General features: G+C 67.1%; 8 protein-coding genes. 7 read left to right on the plus strand and 1 reads right to left on the minus strand.

Going from position 1 to position 24,586, the window contains the following annotated elements; translation table 11 throughout:
• Nucleotides 1-1,263, minus strand: a complete 1,263-nt coding sequence (gene kynU / locus ACDC67_RS03730) for a kynureninase (protein WP_376690727.1) — start codon at nt 1,261-1,263, stop codon at nt 1-3.
• A gap of 163 nt (nt 1,264-1,426) precedes the next feature.
• Here kynU and queA point away from each other — a divergent pair, with 163 nt between their 5' ends.
• From queA to ACDC67_RS03765, 7 genes are all read left to right on the plus strand, one after another.
• Nucleotides 1,427-2,446, plus strand: coding sequence for a tRNA preQ1(34) S-adenosylmethionine ribosyltransferase-isomerase QueA (queA, locus tag ACDC67_RS03735; RefSeq protein WP_376690729.1), 1,020 nt, complete (start codon nt 1,427-1,429; stop codon nt 2,444-2,446).
• Between the two features lie 190 nt (nt 2,447-2,636).
• Entirely contained in the window at nt 2,637-3,746 is a 1,110-nt protein-coding gene (gene tgt, locus ACDC67_RS03740) for a tRNA guanosine(34) transglycosylase Tgt (protein ID WP_376690731.1), read from the plus strand.
• A 122-nt stretch (nt 3,747-3,868) separates the two neighbouring features.
• Complete coding sequence (locus tag ACDC67_RS03745) at nt 3,869-4,456, plus strand: sigma-70 family RNA polymerase sigma factor (protein ID WP_376690733.1); 588 nt, start codon at nt 3,869-3,871, stop codon at nt 4,454-4,456.
• Nucleotides 4,449-7,217 carry a serine/threonine-protein kinase gene (locus tag ACDC67_RS03750; protein WP_376690735.1) on the plus strand — a complete coding sequence of 923 codons (2,769 nt, stop codon included), beginning with the start codon at nt 4,449-4,451 and terminating at the stop codon, nt 7,215-7,217. The genes ACDC67_RS03745 and ACDC67_RS03750 overlap by 8 nt, the downstream gene beginning before the upstream one ends.
• A gap of 165 nt (nt 7,218-7,382) precedes the next feature.
• Complete coding sequence (locus tag ACDC67_RS03755; RefSeq protein ID WP_376690737.1) at nt 7,383-21,791, plus strand: beta-propeller fold lactonase family protein; 14,409 nt, start codon at nt 7,383-7,385, stop codon at nt 21,789-21,791.
• Nucleotides 21,788-22,798 carry a peptidylprolyl isomerase gene (locus ACDC67_RS03760; RefSeq protein ID WP_376690738.1) on the plus strand — a complete coding sequence of 337 codons (1,011 nt, stop codon included), beginning with the start codon at nt 21,788-21,790 and terminating at the stop codon, nt 22,796-22,798. The genes ACDC67_RS03755 and ACDC67_RS03760 overlap by 4 nt, the downstream gene beginning before the upstream one ends.
• The gene (locus ACDC67_RS03765; protein WP_376690740.1) at nt 22,795-24,585 is read left to right on the plus strand and encodes a hypothetical protein; all 1,791 of its coding nucleotides are present in this window, start codon (nt 22,795-22,797) and stop codon (nt 24,583-24,585) included. The genes ACDC67_RS03760 and ACDC67_RS03765 overlap by 4 nt, the downstream gene beginning before the upstream one ends.
• Nucleotide 24,586: the final 1 nt, after the last annotated feature.

Consider the following 24,586-nt stretch of genomic DNA (forward strand, 5'->3'; position numbering starts at 1 on the left):
TCACCGCGCGTCCGCGGCAAGCAGTTCTCCGGTCAAGTCGACGAAGCGTTCTACGTCTTCGAAGTTGTTGTACAGGGGTGCCGGCGCCGCGCGGATGATATCCGGCGCTCGCCAGTCGCAGGTCACGCCGTGGGCCTCGAGTCGTTCGAACAGGCGCCGCCCGGCCGCTTCGCCGGCGTGCAGGCGAAGCGAGAGCTGGCAGCCCCTGCGATGCGGTTCGAGTGGCGTGATGATGTCGACTTCGCTCGCCAGCCTTTCCTGCAGCCGGTGGGCGAGCCGGCCGGTAAGTTCAAGCGAGGCGGCGCGCAGGGCATTGATGCCGCCGGCGTCCTCGAACAGTTGCAGCGAAGCGAGCAGGGGAGCGGTCGCCAGGATCGGAAGCGTGGAAAGTTGCCAGCCGGCCGCCCCGGCTTCCGGGCGGAAATGGGGGCGCATCCTGAAGCGTGTCTGAACGTCCTGGCCCCACCAGCCGGCCAGCCGGGGTCCGTCAAAGCGCGCGTGCCGCTCGTGAACGAACAAGCCGGCGATGGCACCCGGACCGGCATTGAGATACTTGTAGCTGCACCACACCGCGAAATCCGGCCCGTCTTCGTGCAGGTTGAGCGGTACGTTGCCGACGGCGTGGGCCAGGTCGAGCCCGATCGCTGCGCCGGCCTTGCCGGCCGCGCGGCAGATGCGGGCAATATCGAAGACCTGGCCGGTGGCGTACTGCACGCCGGGCCAGAGCACCAGGGCGACGTCGTCGCCGTAGCGCTCGAGGTAGTCCTCGAGATCCTCTTCATGCAGGAGCCCGTCTCGCCTTGGTGCGAGCTCGACCACATCGTGTTCCGGGTCGAGGCCGTGCAGGTGAACCTGGGAGGCGACGGCGTAGCGATCGGACGGAAAGCTGCCCTTCTCGATCAGGATTCGGCGGCGCCGGCCCCGCGGACGATAGAAACTGATCAGCATCTGGTGCAGGTTTGCGGTCAGGGTCCCGGTCGCGACCACTTCACGCTCGCGCGCGCCGCACAAGCGGGCCAGCGGAGCGTTGAGGAGCTCGTGGTATTCCGTCCAGGCGGTGGGGCCGTCGAAGTGGCCGGCAACCCCCAGCCTTGCCCAGCGTTCCAGTTCGCGGTCGACGGCGTCGGCGGCGTCTCTGGGCTGTGCGCCCAGGGAGTTGCCACACAGGTAGATGCCGGGCTCGCCGCGGCCGCCGTCGGGAATTCGGAAGCGGTCGCGCATCTGCCCGGGTTCGAAGGCCCGTATGGGTGGATTATCGTTCATGCCTGAAGGAACCGAAGTCGAGGACTGCAGGATAGCTGCAATCGAGGGTGTGCGGAAAGCCTGCTCGCCGACGAGTGTTGTTGTCGCTTCGTGGGCGTGATGTGAACTGCCCGACGGCTGAGCCTCTCGCTACAATGTCGCTCTGTTCGACGGACCGTCCGCCATGAAGGTTTCCGATTTTCATTTCGACCTGCCTCAGCGTCTCATTGCGCAGTATCCGCTTCCGGAGCGATCCGCCAGTCGGCTGTTGCACCTGGAAAGGCGGACGGGCCGCCTGCATGACCGGCGTTTTGCCGATTTGCCCGACCTGCTCGCGCCCGAAGATCTGCTGGTGTTCAACAACACGCGCGTGATTCCGGCCCGGCTTTGGGCCAGGAAGGAAAGCGGCGGGCGCGTGGAGATCCTGGTCGAGCGGGTCGTCGACGATCGCGAAGCGGTGGTGCAGATGCGGGCCAACCGCAAGCCGGCGCCCGGCGCCCGCCTGTTTGTCGACGGCCGGGCCGAAATGGAGCTGCTCGCTCGCGAGGGTGAGTTCTGGCGCCTGGGGTTGGTCTCAGGCCCGGGCTGGTCGGCTTTGCTGGAGGCGGCCGGTCATATGCCGTTGCCCCCCTATATCGAGCGGGCGGACGAAGCGACCGATGCCGAGCGCTACCAGACTGTTTTTGCGCGCGTTCCCGGAGCGGTGGCAGCACCCACGGCCGGCCTGCACTTTGACGAGCGCAGCTTCGAGCGCCTGGACGCGAAGGGGGTCAGCACGGCGGAGTGCACCCTGCACGTTGGCGCCGGCACGTTTCAGCCGGTGCGCGTCGACGAGATCACCGAGCATCGCATGCACGCCGAATGGCTGTCGGTTTCGCCCGAACTGGTCGACGCGGTTTCCGCGGCTCGCGAACGCGGCGGCCGCGTGGTTGCCGTCGGCACCACGGCGGTTCGCGCGCTGGAGACCGCGGCGGCAGATGGAGCGCTGGCCTCGTTCGCCGGCGATAGCCGATTGTTCATCTATCCCGGCTACGAGTTCCGGGTGGTGGATGCGATGATCACCAATTTCCATCTGCCCGGATCCACGCTGCTGATGCTCGTCAGCGCCTTCGCCGGGCGCGAAAACGTGCTGGATGCTTACCGCCACGCTGTCGAGCAGGAGTATCGCTTCTTCAGCTATGGCGACGCCATGTTTATCGGTTAAAAGAAGCTGTCAGGGTTCAGGTTCAAGGTTTCAGGCGGCATCTGCCCGGTGTTGCGGGGCGGCGTTGCCGCATTGTGGGAGCGAAGGCCGCGTAGGTCGCGGTTACATCGCCGACCTACGCCAATATGGTTGGAAACCTGAAACCGGAAACCGGCAATCGGCAATCGGCAATCGGCAATCGGAGTAGAACATGAAGTTCGAGTTGATCAATACCGACGGGGACGCTCGCCGGGGGCGCCTGACCTTCGAGCGCGGCACAGTCGAGACGCCGGCCTTCATGCCGGTGGGAACCTACGGTACGGTCAAGGCGATGACGCCCGAGGAGCTGCGCGATATCGGCGCGGAGATCATCCTGGGCAACACCTTCCACCTGATGCTGCGTCCCGGAACCGAGATCATCGCCGCTCACGGGGACTTGCACGATTTCATGGGCTGGGCGGGCCCCATACTGACCGATTCCGGCGGCTTCCAGGTCTTCAGCCTGGCGGAGTTGCGCAAGATGGACGAGCAGGGGGTGACCTTCGCCTCGCCGGTCGACGGCTCCAGGGTGTTTCTGGGGCCCGAGGAGTCGATGGCGGTGCAGCGCGCGCTCGGTTCGGACATCGTGATGATCTTCGACGAGTGCACGCCGTATCCCGCGAGCGAAACGCAGGCGCGCGAATCGATGGAACGTTCCCTGCGCTGGGCGCTGCGCTCCAGGCGCGCCCACGGCGACAACCCGGCCGCCCTGTTCGGCATCGTCCAGGGCGGTATGTACACCCGGCTGCGACAGCGGTCGGCCGAAGGGCTGCTCGAGATCGGCTTTGACGGTTACGCCATTGGCGGGCTGAGCGTCGGCGAACCCGAGCACGAGCGCGAGGAAATCCTCGAAGCGACCTGTCCCTTGCTGCCGCGAGAGTGTCCGCGCTACCTGATGGGCGTGGGCCGCCCGGAGGACCTGGTGGCGGCGGTCGAGCGGGGGGTGGACATGTTCGACTGCGTCATGCCCACCCGCAACGCGCGCAACGGCCACCTGTTCACCAGTCGCGGCGTGATCAAGATTCGCAACGCGCGTCATGCCGCCGACACCGGCCCGGTCGATCCGGACTGCGACTGCTATACCTGCCAACGCTTCTCGCGCGCCTATCTCAAGCACCTCAACAAGTGCAACGAGATCCTGGGGCATCGACTCGCCACGATCCACAATCTGCACTATTACCAGCACGTCATGCGTCGCCTTCGCGAGGCCATCGAGGCCGGTTCGCTGGCGCAGACCGCAAGCGAGCTCAGGTCAGGCTGGGCGGCCGGACGGGAGGCTTGAGCGCGGACACGTCTATTGCTTCCCGGTTGCCTGGTGTAAGCTTTGCAGGCGGGGTTGGTTTCGCGTCGGTTTTCGAGGGGGCAGGGTACACTTGATGGTTAGGTCACGGGGACACAGGCGCCATGCCCATTGCACGAGAGAAGGAAGCCGCGGGCACTGAGGAGATCACGCGCCTGCTGCGTTTCTGGCAGCAGGGAGACGAGGAAGCCTGTGAAGAACTCATGACCCTGGTCTACCAGCGGCTTCACCAGCTCGCCGACAAGCAGCTCGCGCGCGAGCGGTCCGGGCACACGCTGCAGCCCACCGCCCTGGTCAACGAGGCCTTTCTGAATCTCGACGCCCACGAAATCGACTGGCAGGACCGCAATCACTTCTACGCCCTGGCCGCCCAGGTCATGCGCCATCTGCTGGTCGATCACGCGCGCTCGCGCTCGAGAATCAAGCGGGGCGGTCACCTGGTTCGAGTGGACCTGGACACGAGCCAGGCCAGCGTCAGTGGCCCAAGCGTGGAAATGCTGGCTTTCGACCAGGCGCTCGACGACCTGGCCGGTCATAATCAGCGAACCGCCAGGGTACTGGAGCTGACTTATTTCGGCGGTCTCACGCAGGCGGCGATTGCCTCGCTCCTGGGGGTGTCCCGCCGGACGGTCGATCGCGACCTCAAGCTGGGGCGCGCCTGGCTGCGCAGCCAGCTCAAGAGCGATGACTGACGCGCACTGGTCACGACTGGAGACGCTGTTTCACGATGCCCTCGAGCGGCCTGCATCGGAGCGGCCGCAATGGGTGCGTCGCCGTTGCGCGGACGACCCGCGGCTGGCCGATCGCGTACTGGAGCTGCTGGCCTCGGCCGAGGACGACGCCGAGACGACGATTCAGGGGATCCTGGGCAATGCCGCGCGGGAAGTCAGCAGTCAATCGCAGCCGCGCGCGCCAACCCGGCTGGGTCCGTATCGCATTACCGGCTGTCTCGGGCACGGCGGGATGGGTACGGTTTATCGCGCCGAGCGCGATGACCAGAACTATCACCAGAAGGTCGCCATAAAGCTGTTGCGCGGGTTTCCCGGATCCCGGGCACTCGAACGACTGCGCCAGGAGCGCCAGATCCTTGCCGATCTGCAGCACCCCCTGATCGCCCGTCTGCTCGATGGCGGGGCGACGGAAGACGGCCAGCCCTACCTGGTCATGGAGTACATCGAGGGCCGCTCGCTTGTCGAATGGTGCCGGGAAGCCAGGCCGTCCAGGGCGCGATGCGTGCGCCTGATGATGCGCATCTGCGACGCGGTACACCACGCGCACAAGCACCTGGTGATTCACCGTGATCTGAAGCCCGGCAATATCCTGGTCAACGAGGCCGGTTCTCCGCGGGTGCTGGATTTCGGCATCGCCGAGAACGTCTCGGACGCCGATGGCCGAGTCGACGGGGATGGCGCGCAGCCGAGGACGCCGAACTTCTACACCCCCGGCTTCGCCAGCCCGGAGCAGCTTTCGGGGGAGCCGGTCACGACCGCGACCGATATCTACAGCCTGGGCCGGCTGCTGCTTGCCGTGCTGTTGCCGTCGGAGCCGATGGGTGTTTCGAACTCGAACAATAGAGCCTGGCGTAAGCGGCTGCCCGCGGATCTTGTCGCCATCATCGATCAGGCAACCCGGGAAGATCCGGATGAGCGCTATGCCTCGGTCGCGGAGTTGCGAGGCGACCTGTCGCGCTACCTCGATCAGCTGCCGGTGCAGGCGGCCGGCAACGGGCTGGCGTATCGCGTCCGCAAGTTCGTATGCCGCAATCGTCAAGCGGTATCGGTGGCGGCCGTCGCGCTGTTTTTGACCATCGCGCTAGGCTGGCGCTGGATGGTTGAATTCGATCGTGCGCGGGCAGCCGAGTTGCGGGCCGTGGCCGAAGCTCGGCATGCCGAGTCCGTCCTGGCCTTCCTGCTCGATGCCATCGGCGAGGCGAAGCCGGGGCGTGCGGACAGCGAGCCGGTCGGCATTCGGGACGTGGTGGATCGTGCGCGCGAGGGCCTGGCCGCCAACCGGGGTATCGAAGAAGGAACCCGCGCCCGAATGTTGCTGGCGCTGGGCGAGGTCTATTTGCGCCTGGAGGACTGGCCCGCGGCCGAATCCTTGCTCGGCCCGGCGGCGGACAGCGGGGATACGGCGACGCGGGTGCGCGCCCTCAGTCTGCTCGGCTACGGTCGAACGCTACGGCAGCGCTACGATGCCGCCGACGAAGCCCTGACGCGGGCTGAAGCGCTGGTCGATCAGGCTTCGGACCTGCCCTCTCGCCTTCGGCTGGAGCTTCGCAATCATCGCGCGCTCTGGTGGCTCGACAACGACCGCCCGGAGGCGGCGCAGGAAGCGTTCGACCAGATTGCCCGCGCGTACCTGGATCGCGGCGACCACGAAACCGCGGCGCGCATGCTACACAACCTCGGCCTGGCCGAAGCCGGCCTGGGCGAGCTCGAATCGGCAGTGGATCGCTACCAACGCTCGCTGGCGCTCAAGGCCGAAACCGTGGGAAGCCAACATTTTTCGGCGGCCACGACGCTCCAGGCGCTGGCGCGAGCCGAAAGCCGGCTGGGTCGCTACGACGCGGCCCGCGAGCACCTGGAGCGGGCGGTTGACCTGAGGCGCCAGATTCTGGGTGATAACCACCCGGCGCTGCATGGCGACTACAACGAGCTTGGCAGCATGCTGCACGACCGGGGGGAGTTCGCGCAGGCCATCGATCACTATCGGCGGGCCCTGGCGCTTCTGGGCGAACAGGATGCCTCGCCCGTGCAGGCCGCGGTCTACATCAACAACCGCGCGCATGCGCACGCCGATCGCGGCGAGATCGAGGTGGCCGTGCCACTGTTCGAGCGCTCGCTGGCGCTGCGGCGTTCGCAGTTGGGCGACGATCACCTGTCGGTTGCGCTGGCGCGCCACAATCTTGCCCGGGCCCTGATTCTCAGCGGCGGAGACCATGATGCGGCCGGGGCGTTGATCGAGCAGGCCCTGGCCGTCCGTCGATCGGTTCTTGGCGATGACCACCCGGCGGTGGCCTACACCGAAAGCCTGCTTGCGCTGCAGGCCTTTTCACGGGGACAGTACACAAGGGCCCAGGGCGGGTTCAGCCAGGCCATCGACCGGATGGCCGCAGAATTGCCCGCGACCAATTGGTGGATGCTCAACCTGCGGGCCGGACTGGCGCGCAGTCTGTTGGCCGCGGGTGACCGGGATGCCGCGCTCGAATTGATCGAGGAGATCACGGCCGACTACCGGCGGGCGCTGGGGCCGGGGCATCCGCACGCCATGGTGCTGGAACTGGAGCGGGCCGCCATCGAGTTCCAGAGCGGCCAGGCCGAAACCGCCGCGCCGCGATTGGCCCGGGCGCGAACCGCGATCGAGAAACACATGGCCGCGTCGTCCCGGCCGCGGCGACTGCTCGAATGCCTCGCGAACGACCCCGCTTCGGCCCGCTGTCTCGCGCACTGAAACCGGTCTTCCGCCTTGCTGCACAAGTTTTTTCTTGTCGCATGTCACATTTTCCCGGCGAAAGAACGCTACTGGGGGTAGGAACGGTCACAATCGCGCGTAGCAACAGCCGGGCGGGAACTCCGCTGTCGAGACGTGTGAGCCTACAGCACCGCAGAGGGAAACATGTCATACAGCGAATGCCGGCCTCGTGCCGCTCGTCCGGGGATTTCTGTCCGCGCCTGCGCTGCCGCCCTGCTGCTGGGGCTTCTTGCCCCCACGGCGGGTCTCGCGCAAACCCTCACCAAGACCGCGCCGGACGAGGTCACCGCCGGTGAGCGCTTTGAATACGAATTCACGATCGACAACGACACCGGCGACACGCTCGCCGACGTTTTCATTGTCGATGATCTGCCCGAAGCGCTGAGCTTCGTCGGTGTCACGGCTGGCGACACCGACTTTGACTGTACTGTCGAGCTGATCGAGGAAGAAATCGGGGAAGGGGAAACGGCCGAGACGATCGAGTTCGAAAGGCTGAGCTGCGAGCACATGCTCGATCTTCCCGAGGGCGAGACTGCCCTTGCCGTCGAGGTCGCGGTCGATCCGGACGCGGACGCGGAAACGATCGAGAACGCCGCCGGGCTGTTTGCCGAACAGGTCGAGGAGGTGGTCTCGGAAGCCACGGCCGAAACCGAGGTTGTGCGCGATGCCGATCTCGAGTTGATCGAGCGCTCGCTGCCGACCGAGCCGGTGACTGCCGAGACGACGTTCGACTACGGCGTGACGCTCATCAACAACGGGCCGAGCAGCGCCCGCGACGTGAGTCTGGCGACGCCCCTGCCTTACGATGTTTCGCTCGTGTCCAGCAGCCCCGGCTGGGATTGCCGCCTGAATACGGCTTCCCGCCTGCTGGACTGTCGACGCGACTTGCTGGCGCCGTCGGAGGACTCGATGGCGCTGGTGGTCTCCCTGCGTGCCCCGCGTAATCCGCCGGTGGCCGGCGAGATGTCCGGGGACGTGTCGCTGGGCGACGCCTCGATCGAATCGACGACGCCGGATTCCGTCTCGGGCAACGAAGTGCTGAGCGACGTCGCCGACGTCACGATCGTCGCCGACTGGAACCTGTCGCTGAGCAAGACGGCCAGCGACGATCCGATCGTTCCCGGCCTCGCTTTCCAGTACGACATCGCCGTGAGTAACACCGGCCCGAGCGACTTGGTCGGTGATCTCCGTCCGCTGCTCGGCGACGAGTTCGATGGCTTGCTGGTCTCGGATTCAGCCAGCTGCGAAGGTCTGTCCTCGGAGCAGCCTTGCTGGACTTGCGGCTGGCGCGAGTCGCCCGAACAGCGGCAGGTGCTCGACACCGCGCAGGTGACCAGTGGCATCGGCGGCGCCTGGCAGCCGGCGGTCAGCCCGGACCGGCGTCACGTCTATGTCACCGGTCGCTTTGACGATGCGCTGGCGAAGTTCGATCGGGAGACCCTGCGCAACGGGGATTTCGGCACCCTTGCCGCGGATGCCGGTGCGCTCGAGCAAGAGCCGATCCGACCCCGCGCGCTCGACATCTCCGCCGACGGCCGATTCCTGGCGTCGGCCACCTGGCTGGCCGCCGGCGAGACCGGCACGACCGGTGAGCTTCAGCTTTTCGAACGCGACCCGGCCAGTGGTGCGTTGACCCTGCTCGATCGTGTCGAGGGGCCGTCGGCCGTGACGGCGCTGGTGTTCAGTCCCGACGGGCGCTTTGTCTACCTGGCCGACGCCGAGGCCGACGCCATCAAAGTCTACGCCCGCGACTCCGAGGGCCTTACGCTCGAGCAAACCGTCGATCGCGACGAGAATGCCGGCGTTCTGCTGGCCGGTGTCGCGGATCTTGTCCTGTCCCCGGACGGCGACAGACTGTATGCGGCAGCGCCGGGAGATTCAGCGATCACGGCTTTCGGGCTCAATCCTTCCAGCGGTGTCGCCACGCCCCTGGCCGTGCCATCGCTGCCGGTCGAGGCCGAAGGCGAGAACATCGCCGTCGAGGCGCTGGCCTTCAGCCCGGACGGTGGGGAGCTGGCCGCGGGCGGTGGATCAGCGCTGGTGCTTTTCGAGGTGGCCGGCGACGGCAGCCTGACGCTGCGAAACACCATCATCGCGGTCGAGCAGCCGCCGGTGTTGCTGGCCGGGATCGCCGGCATGATCTACGTCGGGCCCGACGAGCTGTTCGTGATCGCAAGCGAGGATCGAGCGATCAGCCGGCTTGCCAGGTCCGAGGACAGCGGTGAATTGATCCTGCGTCGATCCGAGCCGCTGCCGACCGCCGGTGGCGACGACGAAATCCTGATTCCGAACGGCATTGCGCGTGAGCCCGGCGGAGAGAACCTCTACGTCACGGCCGCGCTCGAGCCGGTCGACGGCCTGAGCGAGCCCTCGCTCAGCGCTGTGGTGACCTATGCCGTGGCCGCGTCGGCCGATTGCGGCATCAGTCGGCCCTCGGGGCTGGAAAGCGGTGACATCGTCGACCGTGCGCTCACGCTGCCGGCCGGCCAGGAGCTGGTCGTGACCGTCTTCACCCGTCTCGAGGCCGGCGCAACAACCGATGACTCGCCCTTGGTCAACACGGCGACCCTCGACGACGGTTTGGAAACGCTGAGCGACATCGAATCCGTCGGCATCATCGTGGCCACGGCCGTCGACGTCGAGCATGCGGTGATTCAGGATGAGGCCGTTCCGGGAGAAGACTACAGCTTCGAGATTGCCATTCACAACCAGGGCCCGATCGATATCAGCGGCGCGCAACTGGCGCATATCTTCGACGAGTACGCGGTGCCCGGCGACGCCGGGTTCGAGCCCGGACAGATCGGTTGGTCCTGCAGCGCCGAGGGCAACGCCTGCTGCAACCCGGGTGGGTCGCAGCAGTCTTGCGGTGTGACCCAGCCCACCGAGCGGATCGAGGGCGACCTGGATGGCCACGTGGTCGATCTCGGAGCCGGCTCGAGCCTGGTCTTCACCACCGGCGGACGAGTCCACCCGGCTTCGAATCCTGGTGGAAACCTCACCAACAGCATCGAGCTGCTCATGCCCGACGGCGTCGATGCGCTCGATGAGAACGCACTCAGCGACACCCTGAACCAAGCATTGAGCGCCCGTGCCGATCTGTGGCTGACCAAGGAGCGCGTCGAGTTGATCGAGATCGGAGCGGACGACACCGACTGGCCGGCGGGCACCGAGCTGGTGGCTCGCTATGCGATCCGGACCGGCAACCGCGGCCCCAGCGCCGCTTCCGGCGCCTTGCTCGAGGATCTGCTCGATGCCGATGACGCCCTGCTGGCCGATGATGCCGCCTGGAATTGCAGCATCGTCGATGCCGGCGAGCCCCTGGCCGAAACCTGTTGTGGCTATGCCGCTGGCAGTTGCCAGGCCGCCGCCGACGGCGACGGTCCCCTGAGCCAGACCGTGGGTCTGGCCCCTGGTGCGCGACTCCAGTTCGATCTCTACGTGCCGGTGGATGTCAACCAGTCCGACGGCACCCTGCTCAATACCGCCAGCATTGCGGCGCCCACCGACGTGGTGGACCCCGATCCCCTGGGCGCGAGCGTGCAGCTGACGACGCGTCTGGCGGCCACGGCCGAACTCGACATCACCAAGGCCACGCTGGCCGGTGATTCCATCACCCCGGGTGAGGAAGTCAGTTTCGAGATCACCGTGACCAACGCGGGTCCCGACGATGTTCCGGTGGTGGTCGAGGACCTGCTGCCCGAAGACATGGATAACGCCACCTGGACCTGCGACGCGACCACGCCGACCCCCGGCGACCTGATCTTCGATGCCGTCCTGGGGCGCTTCGACCTGGTGGCCGCAAGCGACGTACTGGCCTCGCCCGACGGTCGCCACGTCTACGTTTCGGCTGCCGGCGGACCCGGTGGCCAGGACGGCGGCACGGTGCCGTCCGCCGTCGCCGTCTTCGAGCGCAATATCGTTCCGGGTTTCAACTTCGGTGAACTGCTGCATCTCGAAACCGAGGCGGACGGTGTCGAGGACCCGGACGATGCCGGTGTGCCGGTCGAGGGGCTGGGCGGGGCCGGGCGGATGACATTCAGCCCGGATGCGCGTCATCTGTATGTCGCGGCCTCGGAAGCCGACGCCGTCGCCGTGTTCCGGCGCGAGCATGTCAGCGGATCGGAAGATTACGGACGCCTGAGCTTTGCCGAATCGCGCAGTAACGGCAGCCAGCAGCCGGGTGACGCCAACGGCCCGGTGAGCGGACTGGATGGTGCCTCGGATGTCGCCGTCAGCGCCGACGGCGAGCATGTCTATGTCCTTGGCTTCCTCGACCAGGCCGTGACCGTGTTCCGGCGCGATTCGGGCACCGGCACGCTCGAGTTCCAGGGTCGCATCGATGCATTCGATCTGGCCGCCGATGGCTTCGACGGACTGTGGGGCCCCATCGATATCGCGCTTTCGCCCGACGATCGTCACGTCGTCGTGACCGGCAGCGGCACGACCACCGATTTCGGCGGGACCTACTGGGCGGCCGGCGACGACGGTCAAGGCGGCCAGCGCTACGCGGTCGCCGCGACGGTGGAAGTCGAGGAGGACGAGCCGCCGCCCGTGCGCTGGCTGACGGCGTCGAACCCGGTCACCGTTCCCGACCTGTCCGGCGAGTTGCGCCTGGCTTTCGATCACCGCCACGACTTTGAAACCGGCGGCGGCTGCGCCGACGTCGGCGTGCTGGAGATTTCCACCGACGGCGGCGAGTCCTGGAGCGATATCGAGGGATTCGGCGCCGAGTTCGTGGGCAACGGCTACGACGGCCAGCAGTCCGGTGCCAGTCACCCGCTGTCCGGCCGCTTCGGCTGGTGCGGGCAAAGCGCCGCCTGGGGTAGCGAAGAGAATACGACCGTGACCCTGCGCTTCGGCGGCGCGCTGGCCGCGGGTGACCGCTTCCTGCTCCGCTGGGGGCTGGGCGCCGCCGCCGACAGCGATTCGTCCCAATGGCTCATCGATCGCGTCGAGGTGTTCGACGACGCCAGCCCTGAGCGGCCGATCCTGCTCGATACCGTGGACGAACAGGCCGGGAACGCCACCGCAACGGTGTTCGAACGCCGGAGCGATTCCACCGGCGTCGGTTTCGGCGATCTCGACGTGCTCGAAGCCCACGCGGTACCGGGCGCAGCCGATGCAGCGGTGATGGACGGCCAGGGCGAGAACCTGTATGTCGGTTCCGCCATCGATCGGGCGATCTACGTCTACCGGCGCGATGCCGATACGGGCGAGCTTGAGTCAACGCAGACGCTCGACAGTTTCGACGCCGATGCGCCGTTCGGCAGCGAGTCGCTGGCGGGCCTGGCGACGCTGGCGGTCAGCGGCGACGGCGAGCACCTGGTCGCCGGCGCGGCCGCTGCCGATACCGTGGCGGTATTTCGCCGCCAACCCTTCAGCGGCACCCTTGTGCCGATGCAGCGGGTGCGGCAGGGCGACTTCTTCGACCCCTCGGACGAAGACACCGAGGTGCAGGGTGGTGTCGCCGGCGTGGCCGGGCTGGCCTTCAGCAGCGACGGTCAGCACGTGTTCAGCGCCGCGCAGCCGGGGCAGGTGGGCGTCTTCCGTCGCCTGGCGCCCGACCCGACGTTCGGATTCCTCGAAGCGGTATTCGACGAGGCGGACGACGGCTTCGATACCGAGGCCGAGGGCTTGCTGGGCGCGCGCGCCGCGAGCCTCAGCGACAACGGTCGGTTCGTCTACACTGCCGCGTCCGGACAGATCGGCAGCATGAGTGACAGCGGTGCGCTGGTCGTGCTCGAGCGCGATCCCGCCGCCGCCGATCCCGGCCGGCATCTTCGGTTCCGCCAGGCCCTGCGCGACGATCGCGAGGGTGTGGTGGGCCTCGACGGTGCGGTCGACGTGCTGTCGGTCGACGAAGACATTTACGTCGTGAGTGAGCGCGACCACGCGATTGCGCATTTCCGCCAGCTCGATCCCGATGGACCCGACGCCGAGGTCGAGTTCGTCCAAGCCTTTTTCGACGATGTCGATGCCGATGGGCTCGACGGTGCGGCGGCGGTCGCGATCAACCCCGCCGGGACCCATGTCTACGTGGCCAGCCGTTTTGACCACAGCGTGAGCATCTTCCGGCGCGACGAAGCCGACGGCACGCTCGAACCCCTGGGCGTCGCCGGCGACGGTATCGACGGGGCCAGCGGCATGCTTGGCGCCAACGCGCTGGCGGTGTCCACCGACGGCCGGCAACTGTACGTGGCCGCCAGGCAATCCGATGCCGTGGTGGTCTTCGATATCGACGGCGACGAGCTGGTTTTCCGGCAGAGCTTCTTCGACGGTACCGATGGGGCGGTTCTGACCAGCCCGACCGGGATTGCCGTCTCGCGCGATGACGGCGGCAGCGAGCACGTGCTGGTCACCTCCCTCGACGGTGATGCCGTTACCGTGCTCGATCGCGCAACCGACGCCAGCATTCCGGACTTGTTCGGGCGGGTGAGCTTCCATTCCGTGGTGATCGACGGCAGCGACGGCGCAGATGCGCTGCGCGGTCCGCGCGACATCGTCGTCGACCCCGACAACGACCGCGTTTACGTGGTTTCGGAGCTGGACAACGCGCTCGTCATCCTCGACCGCAATACCAGCGTCGGCGGCGCCCAGTTCGGCCGATTGACGCCGTTGGAAATTCGTCGTCAAGGCGTCCGAGGCGTGATCGGTCTGTCTTCGCCCTATGGCCTGGCCGTCTCGGACGGCGCGCGCCGCAACATCTACACGGCGTCGCTGGGATCCCAGAGCGTGGCCGCGTTCGTGCGCCGCGCCGGCTCGAGCTGCGCCGCGGCCGGATCCGGAAACATTTCCGAGGAAGTCTTCCTGGCGGCCAACGGTACGGTGCGCTTTTTCATCACCGGCACCGTGGCGCCGGGTGCGACCGGGACGCTGAGCAACGAAGCCTCGATTTCCGTCGCCGACGACGTGGACAACACCGGCAACCAGACCTCGTTCACGACCGATCCGGTTGAACTCAAGCCCTTCAGCGAGCTTTCGGTGAGCAAGACCAACGATCGCCTGTCGGTGACCGCCGGCGAGCGCCAGACCTATCGCATTGCAATCGACAACACCGGCCCGAGCAGCGCGCTCGGAGTCGGCATCAGCGACATTCTCGACCCCGACGCGGCCGCGGACTTCGATATCGACAGCGCGAGCTGGTCATGCCGGGCCGTGGGCGCGGGCCTGCTCGAGCCGGCCGAAGCCATCAGCCGCGAGGGCAACCAGCTGCCTGCGTTGTCCGGCGCGGCCAGCGTGGCCTGGTCGCCGCCGCCCGACGACCTGCTGGCGGCGCGAGTCTATGCCACCGGTGTCCTGGGCAACTCGCTGGTCGTCCTCGAGATCGATGAAGGCAGCGGCGAGATGACGGTCGAAAGCGTCGTCGACCAAGGCGCATCCATCGTTGATGGCAACGGCGATAGCGTGACGCTCTCCGGCTTGCGCGGTGCACGCGGACTGGCGGTTGGAGCCGGTGGGCGCTTCATTTACGTTTCGAGCCAGGTCGACGATCGCATCTCGGTTTTCGAGGTGTACACGGCCGTGGACCCGCAGGACGAGTCCTTCGGTGAGCTGCGCCTGGTCGGGCAGTGGGGCCCGCAGCTGGCCGGTTTGGAGCCGATCAACCAGCCGGTCTCCCTGACCCTGTCGCCCGACGGCGAGCACCTTTATGCGGCCTCCTCCGGTTCTGGCGCGATCCACGTTTTCAGCGTCGATTCCGGCGACGGCAGTCTCGCCCCCGTCGAGGTGATCGAACGGACCCCGCAGAACGGTCTGGGTGGCGTCAGCGGCCTGCGCTTCGCCCCGCCGACGGTCGACGAAGCCGACTACCTCTACGCGGCCGGCACCAATGATTCCGCGCTGTCGGTCTTCCGCCGCGAGAGTGACGGCACGCTCACCCATCTGCAGACTCGAAGCTCGCCCGGCACGCCGGGACTGGTGGGTATCGCGGATATCGCAATGGACGCCGGCGGCAACCACATCTACGCCGTCGGCCGGGACGACAACGCGCTCGTCGTCTTCGACCGCATCAACGAGCCGGGCGAGGCGCAGTTCGGGCGTATCGCCAGTGGCATCGTGCAGCGGATCGACGCCGAAGCCCTCGGCGTGATCAACAGCCCCAGGGCCGTGGCCGTCAGCGCCGACGGGGGCAGTCTCTACGTGGCTGCCTTCGGTAGCAATTCGCTGCTGGCATTCGGCCGCGATCGCCAGACCGGCGAGGTCAGTTTCCTCACCCGGTACCGGGCTTCGGGCGATCGTGCCGACCTGGCCGGCGTGTCCAGCATGGCATTCGACGGCAGCGGTGAGACCCTGTTCGCCGGGGCACTCGCCGACAGCGCGGTCACGCGCCTGGTGCGCAGCGCTCCGAGCCGCTGCGAGATCGATTCGGGCAGCGGCAACGTGGTGCTCGATGCCGACATCGCCGCTGGCGGCTCGATCCTGATCGACCTGGCCGTCGACGTGCGTTCGGACGCCGTCGGAAAGCCCTGTCCGGAATCGCTCGATCCCGAGCGGCTGTGCGTGATCAACCGCGCCGAGATCACCCTCGACCAGGACGAGCAGCCGGATGCACCCGGCGACGAGAGCCCCTGGCGCGACAGCGACGCCAGCTTCCTCGACCGCGCGGCCGACCTGGTCGTGACCAAGACGGACGGGCTGGCGGCTTTCCGCGGCCTGGCAGGCGCCCGATCGATCGCGGTTACCGAGGTGGGCAACGCCCACGCCTACGTGGCCGCACCCGGCGAACCCGGTATCGGCATCTATTCGCTCGAGCCCGACGAAGGCGGCCCCACGGGGGACTACCCGCTGACCTTCCTCGACTACCTGGTCAACGGCGAAGACGGGGTTTCGGCCCTGACCGGAATCGGTCACGTTCTCGTATCACCCGACGGACGGCACCTGTATGCCACGTCCCGGCTCGACAGCGCGGTCGTCGCCTTCGAGAGGGACGTGGAAAGCGGCGCGCTGTCGGTGCTGGCGGTCTACAGCAACAACACCGGGGGTGTCAGCGAGATTTCGGGAACCGAAGGCCTGGCCATGAGTGCCGGGGGTGAACACCTCTACGTCGTCGGCAGCAACAGCAACGCCATCGTCGTTTTCGATCGCGTGCACGACACCGCCGATCCCGATTTCGGCCGGCTGGCCTTCCGGCAGAGCCTGCAGAACGGCACCGGCGACGTCCAGGACATGCTCGCACCGGTCGACCTCGCCCTTTCAGCGGACGGGCGTCACGTCTACGTGGCGGCCGAGGACAGCGATGCGATCGTGGTCTTTCGCCGCAACCACGATTCCGACACTGCCGGTCATGGCGAGCTCAGCTGGCTGCAATCAAGGCGAAATCTTTCAGGCGGTGTTTCGGGCCTGGCCGGCGTGACCCGTGTGCGCGCGAGCGCCGACGGTCGTGCCGTCTACGCCGCCGGAAGCGACAACGACTCCCTGGTCTGGTTCGACCGCGAAGACGACTCGGACAACGAGCTGTTCGGGCGCCTGAGTTTTGCCGGCCGCAGTACCGACGGTGAAGACGGCGCCCAGGGTCTGGCCGAAGTCAGCGATCTGGCGCTGCTCGACGACGATCTGCTCGCCGCCACCTCACCGGCAAGCAATTCGGTCGCGCTCTATCAGCGTGACCCCGACAGCCAGGCGCTGACCTTCCTCGACTGGCTGGTTGACGGCGGAAGCGGTTCAGCCGGCCCGATTGCCGGGCTTGCCGGGTCGCGCGCGGTTGCCGCCGCGGGCGCCGGCCGGATCCTGGCCGCGAGCGCTTCGCCCGGCGCGGTTGCCAGCATCGGGATCGACGCCGATGCGCTGGCCTTCGAGGGGGCCTTGATCGAAGGGCAGGGCGGGGCCGTCCCCGGCGACCTGGTCGAATACGTCATCACCGTGCACAACCGAGGTCCGAGCCGCGTCGTCAACGCGCGCTTGTCCGATCAGTTCCCGACGCAGTTCGAATCGGTGGACTGGAGCTGCGAGATTTCCTCGCCGTCGAGCAGCTGCCCGGTCGCCGGCGGCACCGGCAATATCGAGGCCGACATCAGCGTCGGCGCCGGCGACACCGTGCGCTTCTTCGCCGATGCATTGATGCGGCCGGATGCGAGCGGCACCGCCGTGAATGAAGCGGTTGTTTCACTGCCGTCTGGCGTGGTCGATCTGGATCCGGACAGCAACACCGCGCGCGACGACGATACCGTCGTTCGCGCCGTCGCCGATCTGGCCGTTTCGATCGAGGATCTGCCGGCCCAGATTCAGGCCGGGTCCGAGATCGAATACCGACTGCGGGTGAGCAACCTCGGTTCCAGCAACGCGCGTGAGGCCGATGTGATTCACCTGCCGCCGGAGGCCTTCTCGGTCGAGTCCTGGTCCTGTTCGGCCGACCGCGAGCCGGGCCGGCTCGATCCGCGCCCGGCGCCGCCGCCCGAGTTGGCCGCCTACCGCGCCGCCGTGGTCAGTTCCGACGGCCGCCATGTGTATGCCGTCGGCGACACCGATACCGGCACATCCGCCGTGGCGATGTTCTCCCGCGACGGCCTCAGCGGCTCGCTGCAGCCCCAGCAGGTGATCGAGAATCTCGACGACGCGACCGATCCCCAGGGCGACCCACTTGTCGTCGACGGACTCGGCGATGCCCGGTCGCTGCTGCTCAGCCCCGACGGCGCGCATCTCTACGTCGCCGGCTACGGTGACGACGCCGTGGCGGTGTTCTCTCGCGATGCCTTCGACGGCGCCCTGAGCTATGTCGGGCTCGTGCGCGATGGCATCGATTCCGACGCGCTGGCGGGCCCGCGGGCGCTCGCGATGGGCGCCGATGGCGAGCAGCTTTACGTGGCGGCCTCGCTCGACGATGCAATCAGCGTCCTCGAGCGTGATCCGGCCAGCGGCGCGCTCGACCCGGTCCAGGTTCGCCGCAACGGCATCGACGGCGTATCCGGCCTGGTCGACCCCGTGGACGTGCAGATCGGCGCCGGAGGAACCCGGCTGCTGGTTGCCGCACGCGGCAGCGACGCCATGGTTCAGTTCGGCCTGCTCGGCGATGGTTCGCTCGAGAACGGGCCGGTTTTCGTCGACGGCGAGACGGTGGTCGACGGTGATGACAGTTATCCCCTCACCGGGCTTGCCGGGGTCCGCTCACTGGCCGTCGCGCAGGACGGCGAGACGATCTACGCGCTCTCGCGGGATGGTTCCGAACACGCGCTTGTCGTTTTCGAGCGGCTTTCCGACACGGTTGTCCGGCCTGCCAGCGTGCTGGTCGACGGCGATCTTATCGGCGATCCGGCTGTCGCGATCGAGGGCCTGGCTCAGTCCTCCGCACTTGCGCTTAATAGCGGTGACGAGCAGCTCTACGTGGTCGGAACAAGTCCGGATGAGAGCCTGCGCAGCGTTTCCGCCTTCGGTTCGCCCGGGCTGGAGGGCATGCAGTTCCTGGGTCGTTTCGACGGCTCCGCCGTGGCCGACGCGACCCAGGCTGTCGGTCTGGCGACTGCTCCCCTCGGCGGGCATGTCTACCTGCTCGGCGGAGCCGGCGAGGCGATCGATCATTTCGAAGTGCTCGGGGGGTCGCGCTGCGGTCGTACCGGAAGCGGCCTGGTGGTCGACTCGGTCAGCCTCGAGTCCGGCGGCGAAGTGATCTACGACATTACCGCCCGGGTCGGCGCCAATGCGCGCGGGGACCTGGTGACCGAGGCTGGCGTCACCCCGGGTGAGGGCCTGCTCGATCCCGAGCGCGCGAACAACCTGGCGGTGGCGCCCGCTACGATCGTGGCCGAGGCGGCGCTCGCGGTCGAGAAGACCTTGCAGACCGATCCGGTGGTTGCCGGCGAGCCGGTGACCTGGACCATCGACATCACGAATCACGGCCCCGGCACCGTTTGGGGACTGGACGTCAGCGACGAACTGCCCGCATTGCCCGGCGATCAGCCGGCGCCGGGTGCGCCGGGCATCGTCGCCGGCTCGGCATCCTGGTTCTGCGAGGGCACCTCCCAGCTCGCGGTTTCCCAGACGCTTTCCGAGCCCCTGCTCCAGGGTGCTTCGGGCGCCGTGTTCTCATCCGACGGGCAGTGGGCGGCGGCGACCGGCGCCAGCGCCGGAACGCTCACGCTCTACAGCCGCAATCCATCGAACGGCTGGCTGACGCAGGTGGCGACCATCGCACAGGGCGACGTCATCGAGGATGAGGACGGCGATCCCGTCGGCGAGGTCACTGGCCTGGAAGGCGCCGGTGACCTGTGGATCGCGCCGGACAATGACTTTATCTACGTCACGGCCGCCGAGGGCGATGCCGTTTCCTGGTTCGAGATCGACGCCGAGGCGGGTGAGCTGCGGTTCGCCGGCCGGCTCGCCGACGGCGACAGCACGGGGCTGTCGCTCAAGCGGCCCGCGCGCTTGCTTGCCGACGCCCGGGGCGATCTGCTCTACGTGGCCGCGCGCGACTCGAGTGCCGTTACGGTGCTCGAGCGCGACCGCATGACCGGCGGACTCGATTGGCTGGAGTCGCGTCGCAGCGGCATCGGGCTGCCGAACAATCTGCTCGATGGCGTGATCGACCTGGCCATTTCGCCGGACCAGCGTTTCGTCTACGCCGCCGCGTCCATGCACAACGGCCTGGCGATCTTCGAGCGCAACGCTGACGGCACGCTCGCCTACAGCGGTCGACTGCGCAACGGCGATGTCCAGGGAGACGTTACGGTCACGGGGCTCGGCCTGGTCCAGTCGATTGCCGTCAGCGCCCAGGGGCAGTATCTCTACGCTGCCGCCCTGGCCGATGATTCGGTCACGCTGTTCGAGCGCGACGCCGACAGCGGCGAGCTCGTTCTTGCAGAGCACTACCGCGACGGATTCGGCGGCATGGACGACCTGGACGGTGCCAACGCGGTATCGCTGAGCCCGGATGGTGAGCATCTGTACTTGTCGGCGCGCAACGACGGCGTCATCAGTATCTTCGACCGCGACTGGAGCAGTGGCGAGATCGAGCGCATCGAGAAGCTTGCGTTGCCGGAAATCGCCGGACTCAGGCGCCTGGTCATCGCTCCCGAGGGCGGGCATCTGCTGGCGACCAGCGATTACCAGTCGGGCAGTGTCGTCAACCTGTTGCGGCGGCCCGAGGGCTACTGCGGTATCGACACGCTGCAGGCCGACAGTCTCTTCGATCAGATCGACCTGGCCGCTGGCGCGAGCCTTCGCTACACCGTCGACGCGTTGGTGCATCCTGGTGCCCGCGGCGAGCTCGAGAATACCGCCAGCGCCGAATTGCCGGCCGGCTATGCGGCCCTCAGTCCAGGCGATCAGGTAGACACCGCCGGCGGGACGATCGAGGTTGTCACCGACCTGACCATCGACAAGCGCATCGACGGCGACAGCGGCTCGCTGGTGGCGGGCAACGATGTCACCTATGTGCTCGACGTGAGCAATCTCGGGCCTTCCCACGCCTTTGCCGCGGAAGTGATCGATGATCTGCCGGACGACCTGCTCGACGCAGACTGGACCTGTCAGACGATTCCGGCCGATTCGGCCGGGTCCGACTGCGCGGCCCAGGGCAGCGGTGACCTGTTCGAGACGGTCGACCTGCTGGTCGACGAGCGTCTGCTCTTCCTGGTCACGGGCCGAATCGCCCCCGACCTGATCGGACAGCTGGAAAACGTGGCGGAAGTCGCCCCGTCGGCCGATGCTTCTGATCCCGATGCCGGCAGCAACGTCGACTCGGTCACCGCCAGCGTGAGCGCGGCCGCCGACGTCGTGGTCGGCATGACGGCCCTCGCGGCGGAAGCCGTGCCCGGCGGCACGATCGAGTTCGAGATCACGGTCGAGAACATCGGCCCCAGCGACGCCCCCGGGGTCGCACTTTCCGATCAATTACCCGCGCCCCTGTCGGCCCAGGGCTGGAGCTGCAGCGCCCAGGCGCCGGCGACCTGTCCGGTCGCGAGTGGCAGCGGCCTGATCGACCTGGTCACGCCGTTGCCGGCCGATGGTGTGCTGACCTTCCTGGTCGAGGCGAACGTCGCCGGCGACGCCGTGCCCGGGGAAGTCATCGCCTCGGCCGAGGCGCAGCCCCTCGGTACCGAGGTCGGCGATCCCGAGCCGGGCAACAACATGGCTACCGCGTCCGTGATGATCGTCGAATCGCTGGCCGATCTGGTCGTGACCAAGACCGTCGATCGCGACCGCGCGATGTGGGGCGACCTGCTGACCTACCAGGTCCTGATCGTCAACGACGGGCCGGGTGCGGCGGCGTCGACCGCGATCGTCGACGTGATGCCCACAGCGCTCGAGAACGTCGCCTGGGACTGCGCGGCTGCCTCCGGCGCCAGCTGTCCCTCGGCCTCCGGCAGCGGCGATATCGATTTCACCGTCGATCTGCCCGCCGGTGCCTCGCTGAGCTTCGAGGTCACGGGCCAGGTGATTGACGGCGTCGCGCTCGGCACCGATGAACTGATCGTCAACGAGGTCAGCGCGACCAGCGGAGCTGACGACCCCGACGACAGCAACAACCTCGCGACGGCAGTCACCGTGCTCGATCGCCATCTCATATTCAGCGACCGCTTCGAACCGGAAGAAGCGAACAGTCAATCGGAGGATGAATCATGAACGGCCGCCGTATCACCCTGCTCATGCTGACCGCGGCGATCCTGCTGGTCGGCTGCAACGGCGACGAGGGCGTGGCCGAGGAAGACCGGGTGCTCGCCCGGGTCGGCAACGACGCCATCACCGTCGGAGAGTTCACGCACGAACTCGAAGTCCGCAACAGCCGCCGTCCCGGCTACTACGCCAGCGAGGAACGCCGCGCGCAGTTGCTCGAGGAGATGATCGAGTGGCAGGCACTCCTGGCCGAGGCAAGGGCCACGGGCGTGACCGAGGATCCAGAGTTCCGGCGCCTGGTCGAGCGCATGATCGTTCAGCGGCTGCGCCAGCAGGAAATGGAAACAGAGCTCGCCGAAGCGCCCATCAGTGACGCCGACGTCGAGGCTTACTACCGGGAGCACATCGACACGTTTACCCGTCCCGAGCGTCGTCGCATCGCGATGCTCCGCGTCGACCGACCGGGCGGGGCCGAGGAGGATGCCGAGCAGGCCCGCATGCGAATCGAGGAAGCTCGCCAGGCCGCCGAACAGCTGCCGACGGAGACCACCCATTTCGGGGAGGTCGCGGTCGAGTATTCCGACGATCGCAGCAGCCGCTACCAGGGCGGCGTGGTCGGCTGGCTGGTCGATCAGTCCCAGCAGCGCTACCGCTGGGACGAGGAAGTGATCGATGCGGCCTTCGCGCTCGAGGAAACCGGCGAGATCAGTCCGGTCGTGACGACCGCCTCCGGCTACTACATTCTGCGCCTGGCCGAACTCGAACCGGGTCGTGTCACCCCGCTCGAGCAGGTCGCCGACGGCATTCGCCACCGCATCAACCGCGAGCGAGCGCAGCGCTTCGAAAGTGGCTTCGTCGAGCGGGTTCGCCAGTCGCACCAGGTCGAGATCGAGCAGGAACTGCTGGCCGAGATTCCGCCGCCGGACAGCATTCCGCCCGAGCGCGAGGATTCGGACGCAGAGCGACTGCCCCCGGCAATGCCGGCCGAAGCCGACCCGGAAACCGACAAATCATGAGTATTGCCATGCGACCGATGCACACTTTCGCCATCGGCCTCGGCGTGCTGCTTTGCGCGCTGCTGCCGAAGGACCTGAACGCGGCGACCACCGAGCAGACGATCGAGCTGCAGCCGGGCTGGAACGCCATTTACGTCGAACTGCAGCCCGAGAACGATGCCATCGAGCAAGTCTTTGCGGGCTTGCCGGTCGCCAGCGTCTGGCGCTGGTTGCCGGACGACAGGCCGGTCGCTTTCATCCAGGACCCGGACGAAGACCTGCTCACCATCGATGGCTGGTACGGCTACTTTCCGTCGCATCGCCCCGAGAGCATTCTTACCAACCTGTTCACTATTTCGCCCAACCAGGCCTACCTGGTCCGGCTGCTCGGCAACGAGTCGCGCGAACTCACCATCACGGGACGGCCGGTTCTGCGTCGCCAGAGCTGGCGGCCCGACGATTTCCAGTTCACCGGCTTCCATGTCGAACCGGGCAACGAACCGACCTTCCAGAACTGGTTTGCCGGTTCCGATGCGCACCAGGCAGGGCCCATCTTCCGCCTCGGCGACGATGGCGAATGGGAGGAAGTGACGCAGCCGGCCATCGAGTCGATCCGTAGCGGGGAAGCCTACTGGGTTTACACGGAGGGTCGTTCGAATTACCAGGGGCCGATGCCGATCTCGCTCGAGTTCGGTGATCGCGTTGACTTTAATCGCTCGCTGTCGCGCGAGACTGTGCTGCTGAACAATTCTTCGGGTCTCAACAACCAGGTTCGCATCCGCAAGCTGCCCGCGGACAATCCGGTTCCCCTCGCGCTGGAGCGCCATGACGAGGTAACCCGCGAGGTGTTCTGGCCGACGCTGGAAGAAGAGACCATGCTGTCCGTCGAACTGGATTCGGGCGAGATCCTGGGCCTGGGCGTCAACCGGGCCGGGCTATTTACTCCGCAGGCCAGCCAGATCCTGGAATTCACCAACGGGCTGGGCGCGCGCCGTCTGCTCCACGTCGGTGTGGAGTCCCTGGCGCCGAGTGAAAGCGAGACGCAGCGGGCGCGGTCGGCCATGCAATCCAGTGCCGACGGCAAGACCGAGGATCGACAGTCAACCGACCCGCGCTACGCCGGGCTGTGGGTGGGCGTTGCCTCGATCGACAGCGTCAGCATGGCGCAACAGGGCGGCGTGGTTCCGGTGCCGACCGGCAGCGAGTTCCCGCTGCGCATCATGATGCACGTCGATGCCGCCGGAAATGTCCGGCTTCTCAACGAGGTCATCCTGATGTGGGAGGAGGGCGAGGCCGTCCCGGACGAAGACGATCCCGAGTTCACGCGCATCGAAACGCCGGGACGTTTCGTGCTTTTGACCGACGATACGCTGATTCCCAACTACACCGGCGTGGTCGAGCGCGGTGGCGAGGCCGCGGGCAATCGGGTGAGTACCGCCGCCTACGACTTTCCCGGCAACGAACTGGATCTCTCGGGCAGTTTCGGTCCCGGCGGTGCGGTGTTCGGCACCATCGTGATCGAGCCCGACTTCGCCACCAATCCGTTCCTGCACCGTTTCCACCCGGATCACGACAACCTCGACGCCCAGTACCTGAACTTCGAGCAGGAAGCCTACGAGGTGACGCGGGAGCTGGAGCTGTTCTTCGCCGAAGAAGACCCGGAGAACTTCGATCGCCCCGAGTGGGGTGACGAGGAAGTCGCCGGGACCTACACCGAAGCGATCTCCGGCCTTCACCGGTCGACCATTTTCATCAGCGGAATCTTCAGGATGCGGCGGGCAAGCAGTGTCCCGCTGCTGAACCAGTGAG

The organism is Wenzhouxiangella indolica, from assembly GCF_042310355.1.
Taxonomy (GTDB): domain Bacteria; phylum Pseudomonadota; class Gammaproteobacteria; order Xanthomonadales; family Wenzhouxiangellaceae; genus Wenzhouxiangella.

Coding starts and splice junctions, on each gene's coding strand:
- kynU (WP_376690727.1), bottom strand. CDS start 1,263: ATGAACGATAATCCACCCATACGGGCCTTCGAACCCGGGCAGATGCGC.
- queA (WP_376690729.1), top strand. CDS start 1,427: ATGAAGGTTTCCGATTTTCATTTCGACCTGCCTCAGCGTCTCATTGCG.
- tgt (WP_376690731.1), top strand. CDS start 2,637: ATGAAGTTCGAGTTGATCAATACCGACGGGGACGCTCGCCGGGGGCGC.
- ACDC67_RS03745 (WP_376690733.1), top strand. CDS start 3,869: ATGCCCATTGCACGAGAGAAGGAAGCCGCGGGCACTGAGGAGATCACG.
- ACDC67_RS03750 (WP_376690735.1), top strand. CDS start 4,449: ATGACTGACGCGCACTGGTCACGACTGGAGACGCTGTTTCACGATGCC.
- ACDC67_RS03755 (WP_376690737.1), top strand. CDS start 7,383: ATGTCATACAGCGAATGCCGGCCTCGTGCCGCTCGTCCGGGGATTTCT.
- ACDC67_RS03760 (WP_376690738.1), top strand. CDS start 21,788: ATGAACGGCCGCCGTATCACCCTGCTCATGCTGACCGCGGCGATCCTG.
- ACDC67_RS03765 (WP_376690740.1), top strand. CDS start 22,795: ATGAGTATTGCCATGCGACCGATGCACACTTTCGCCATCGGCCTCGGC.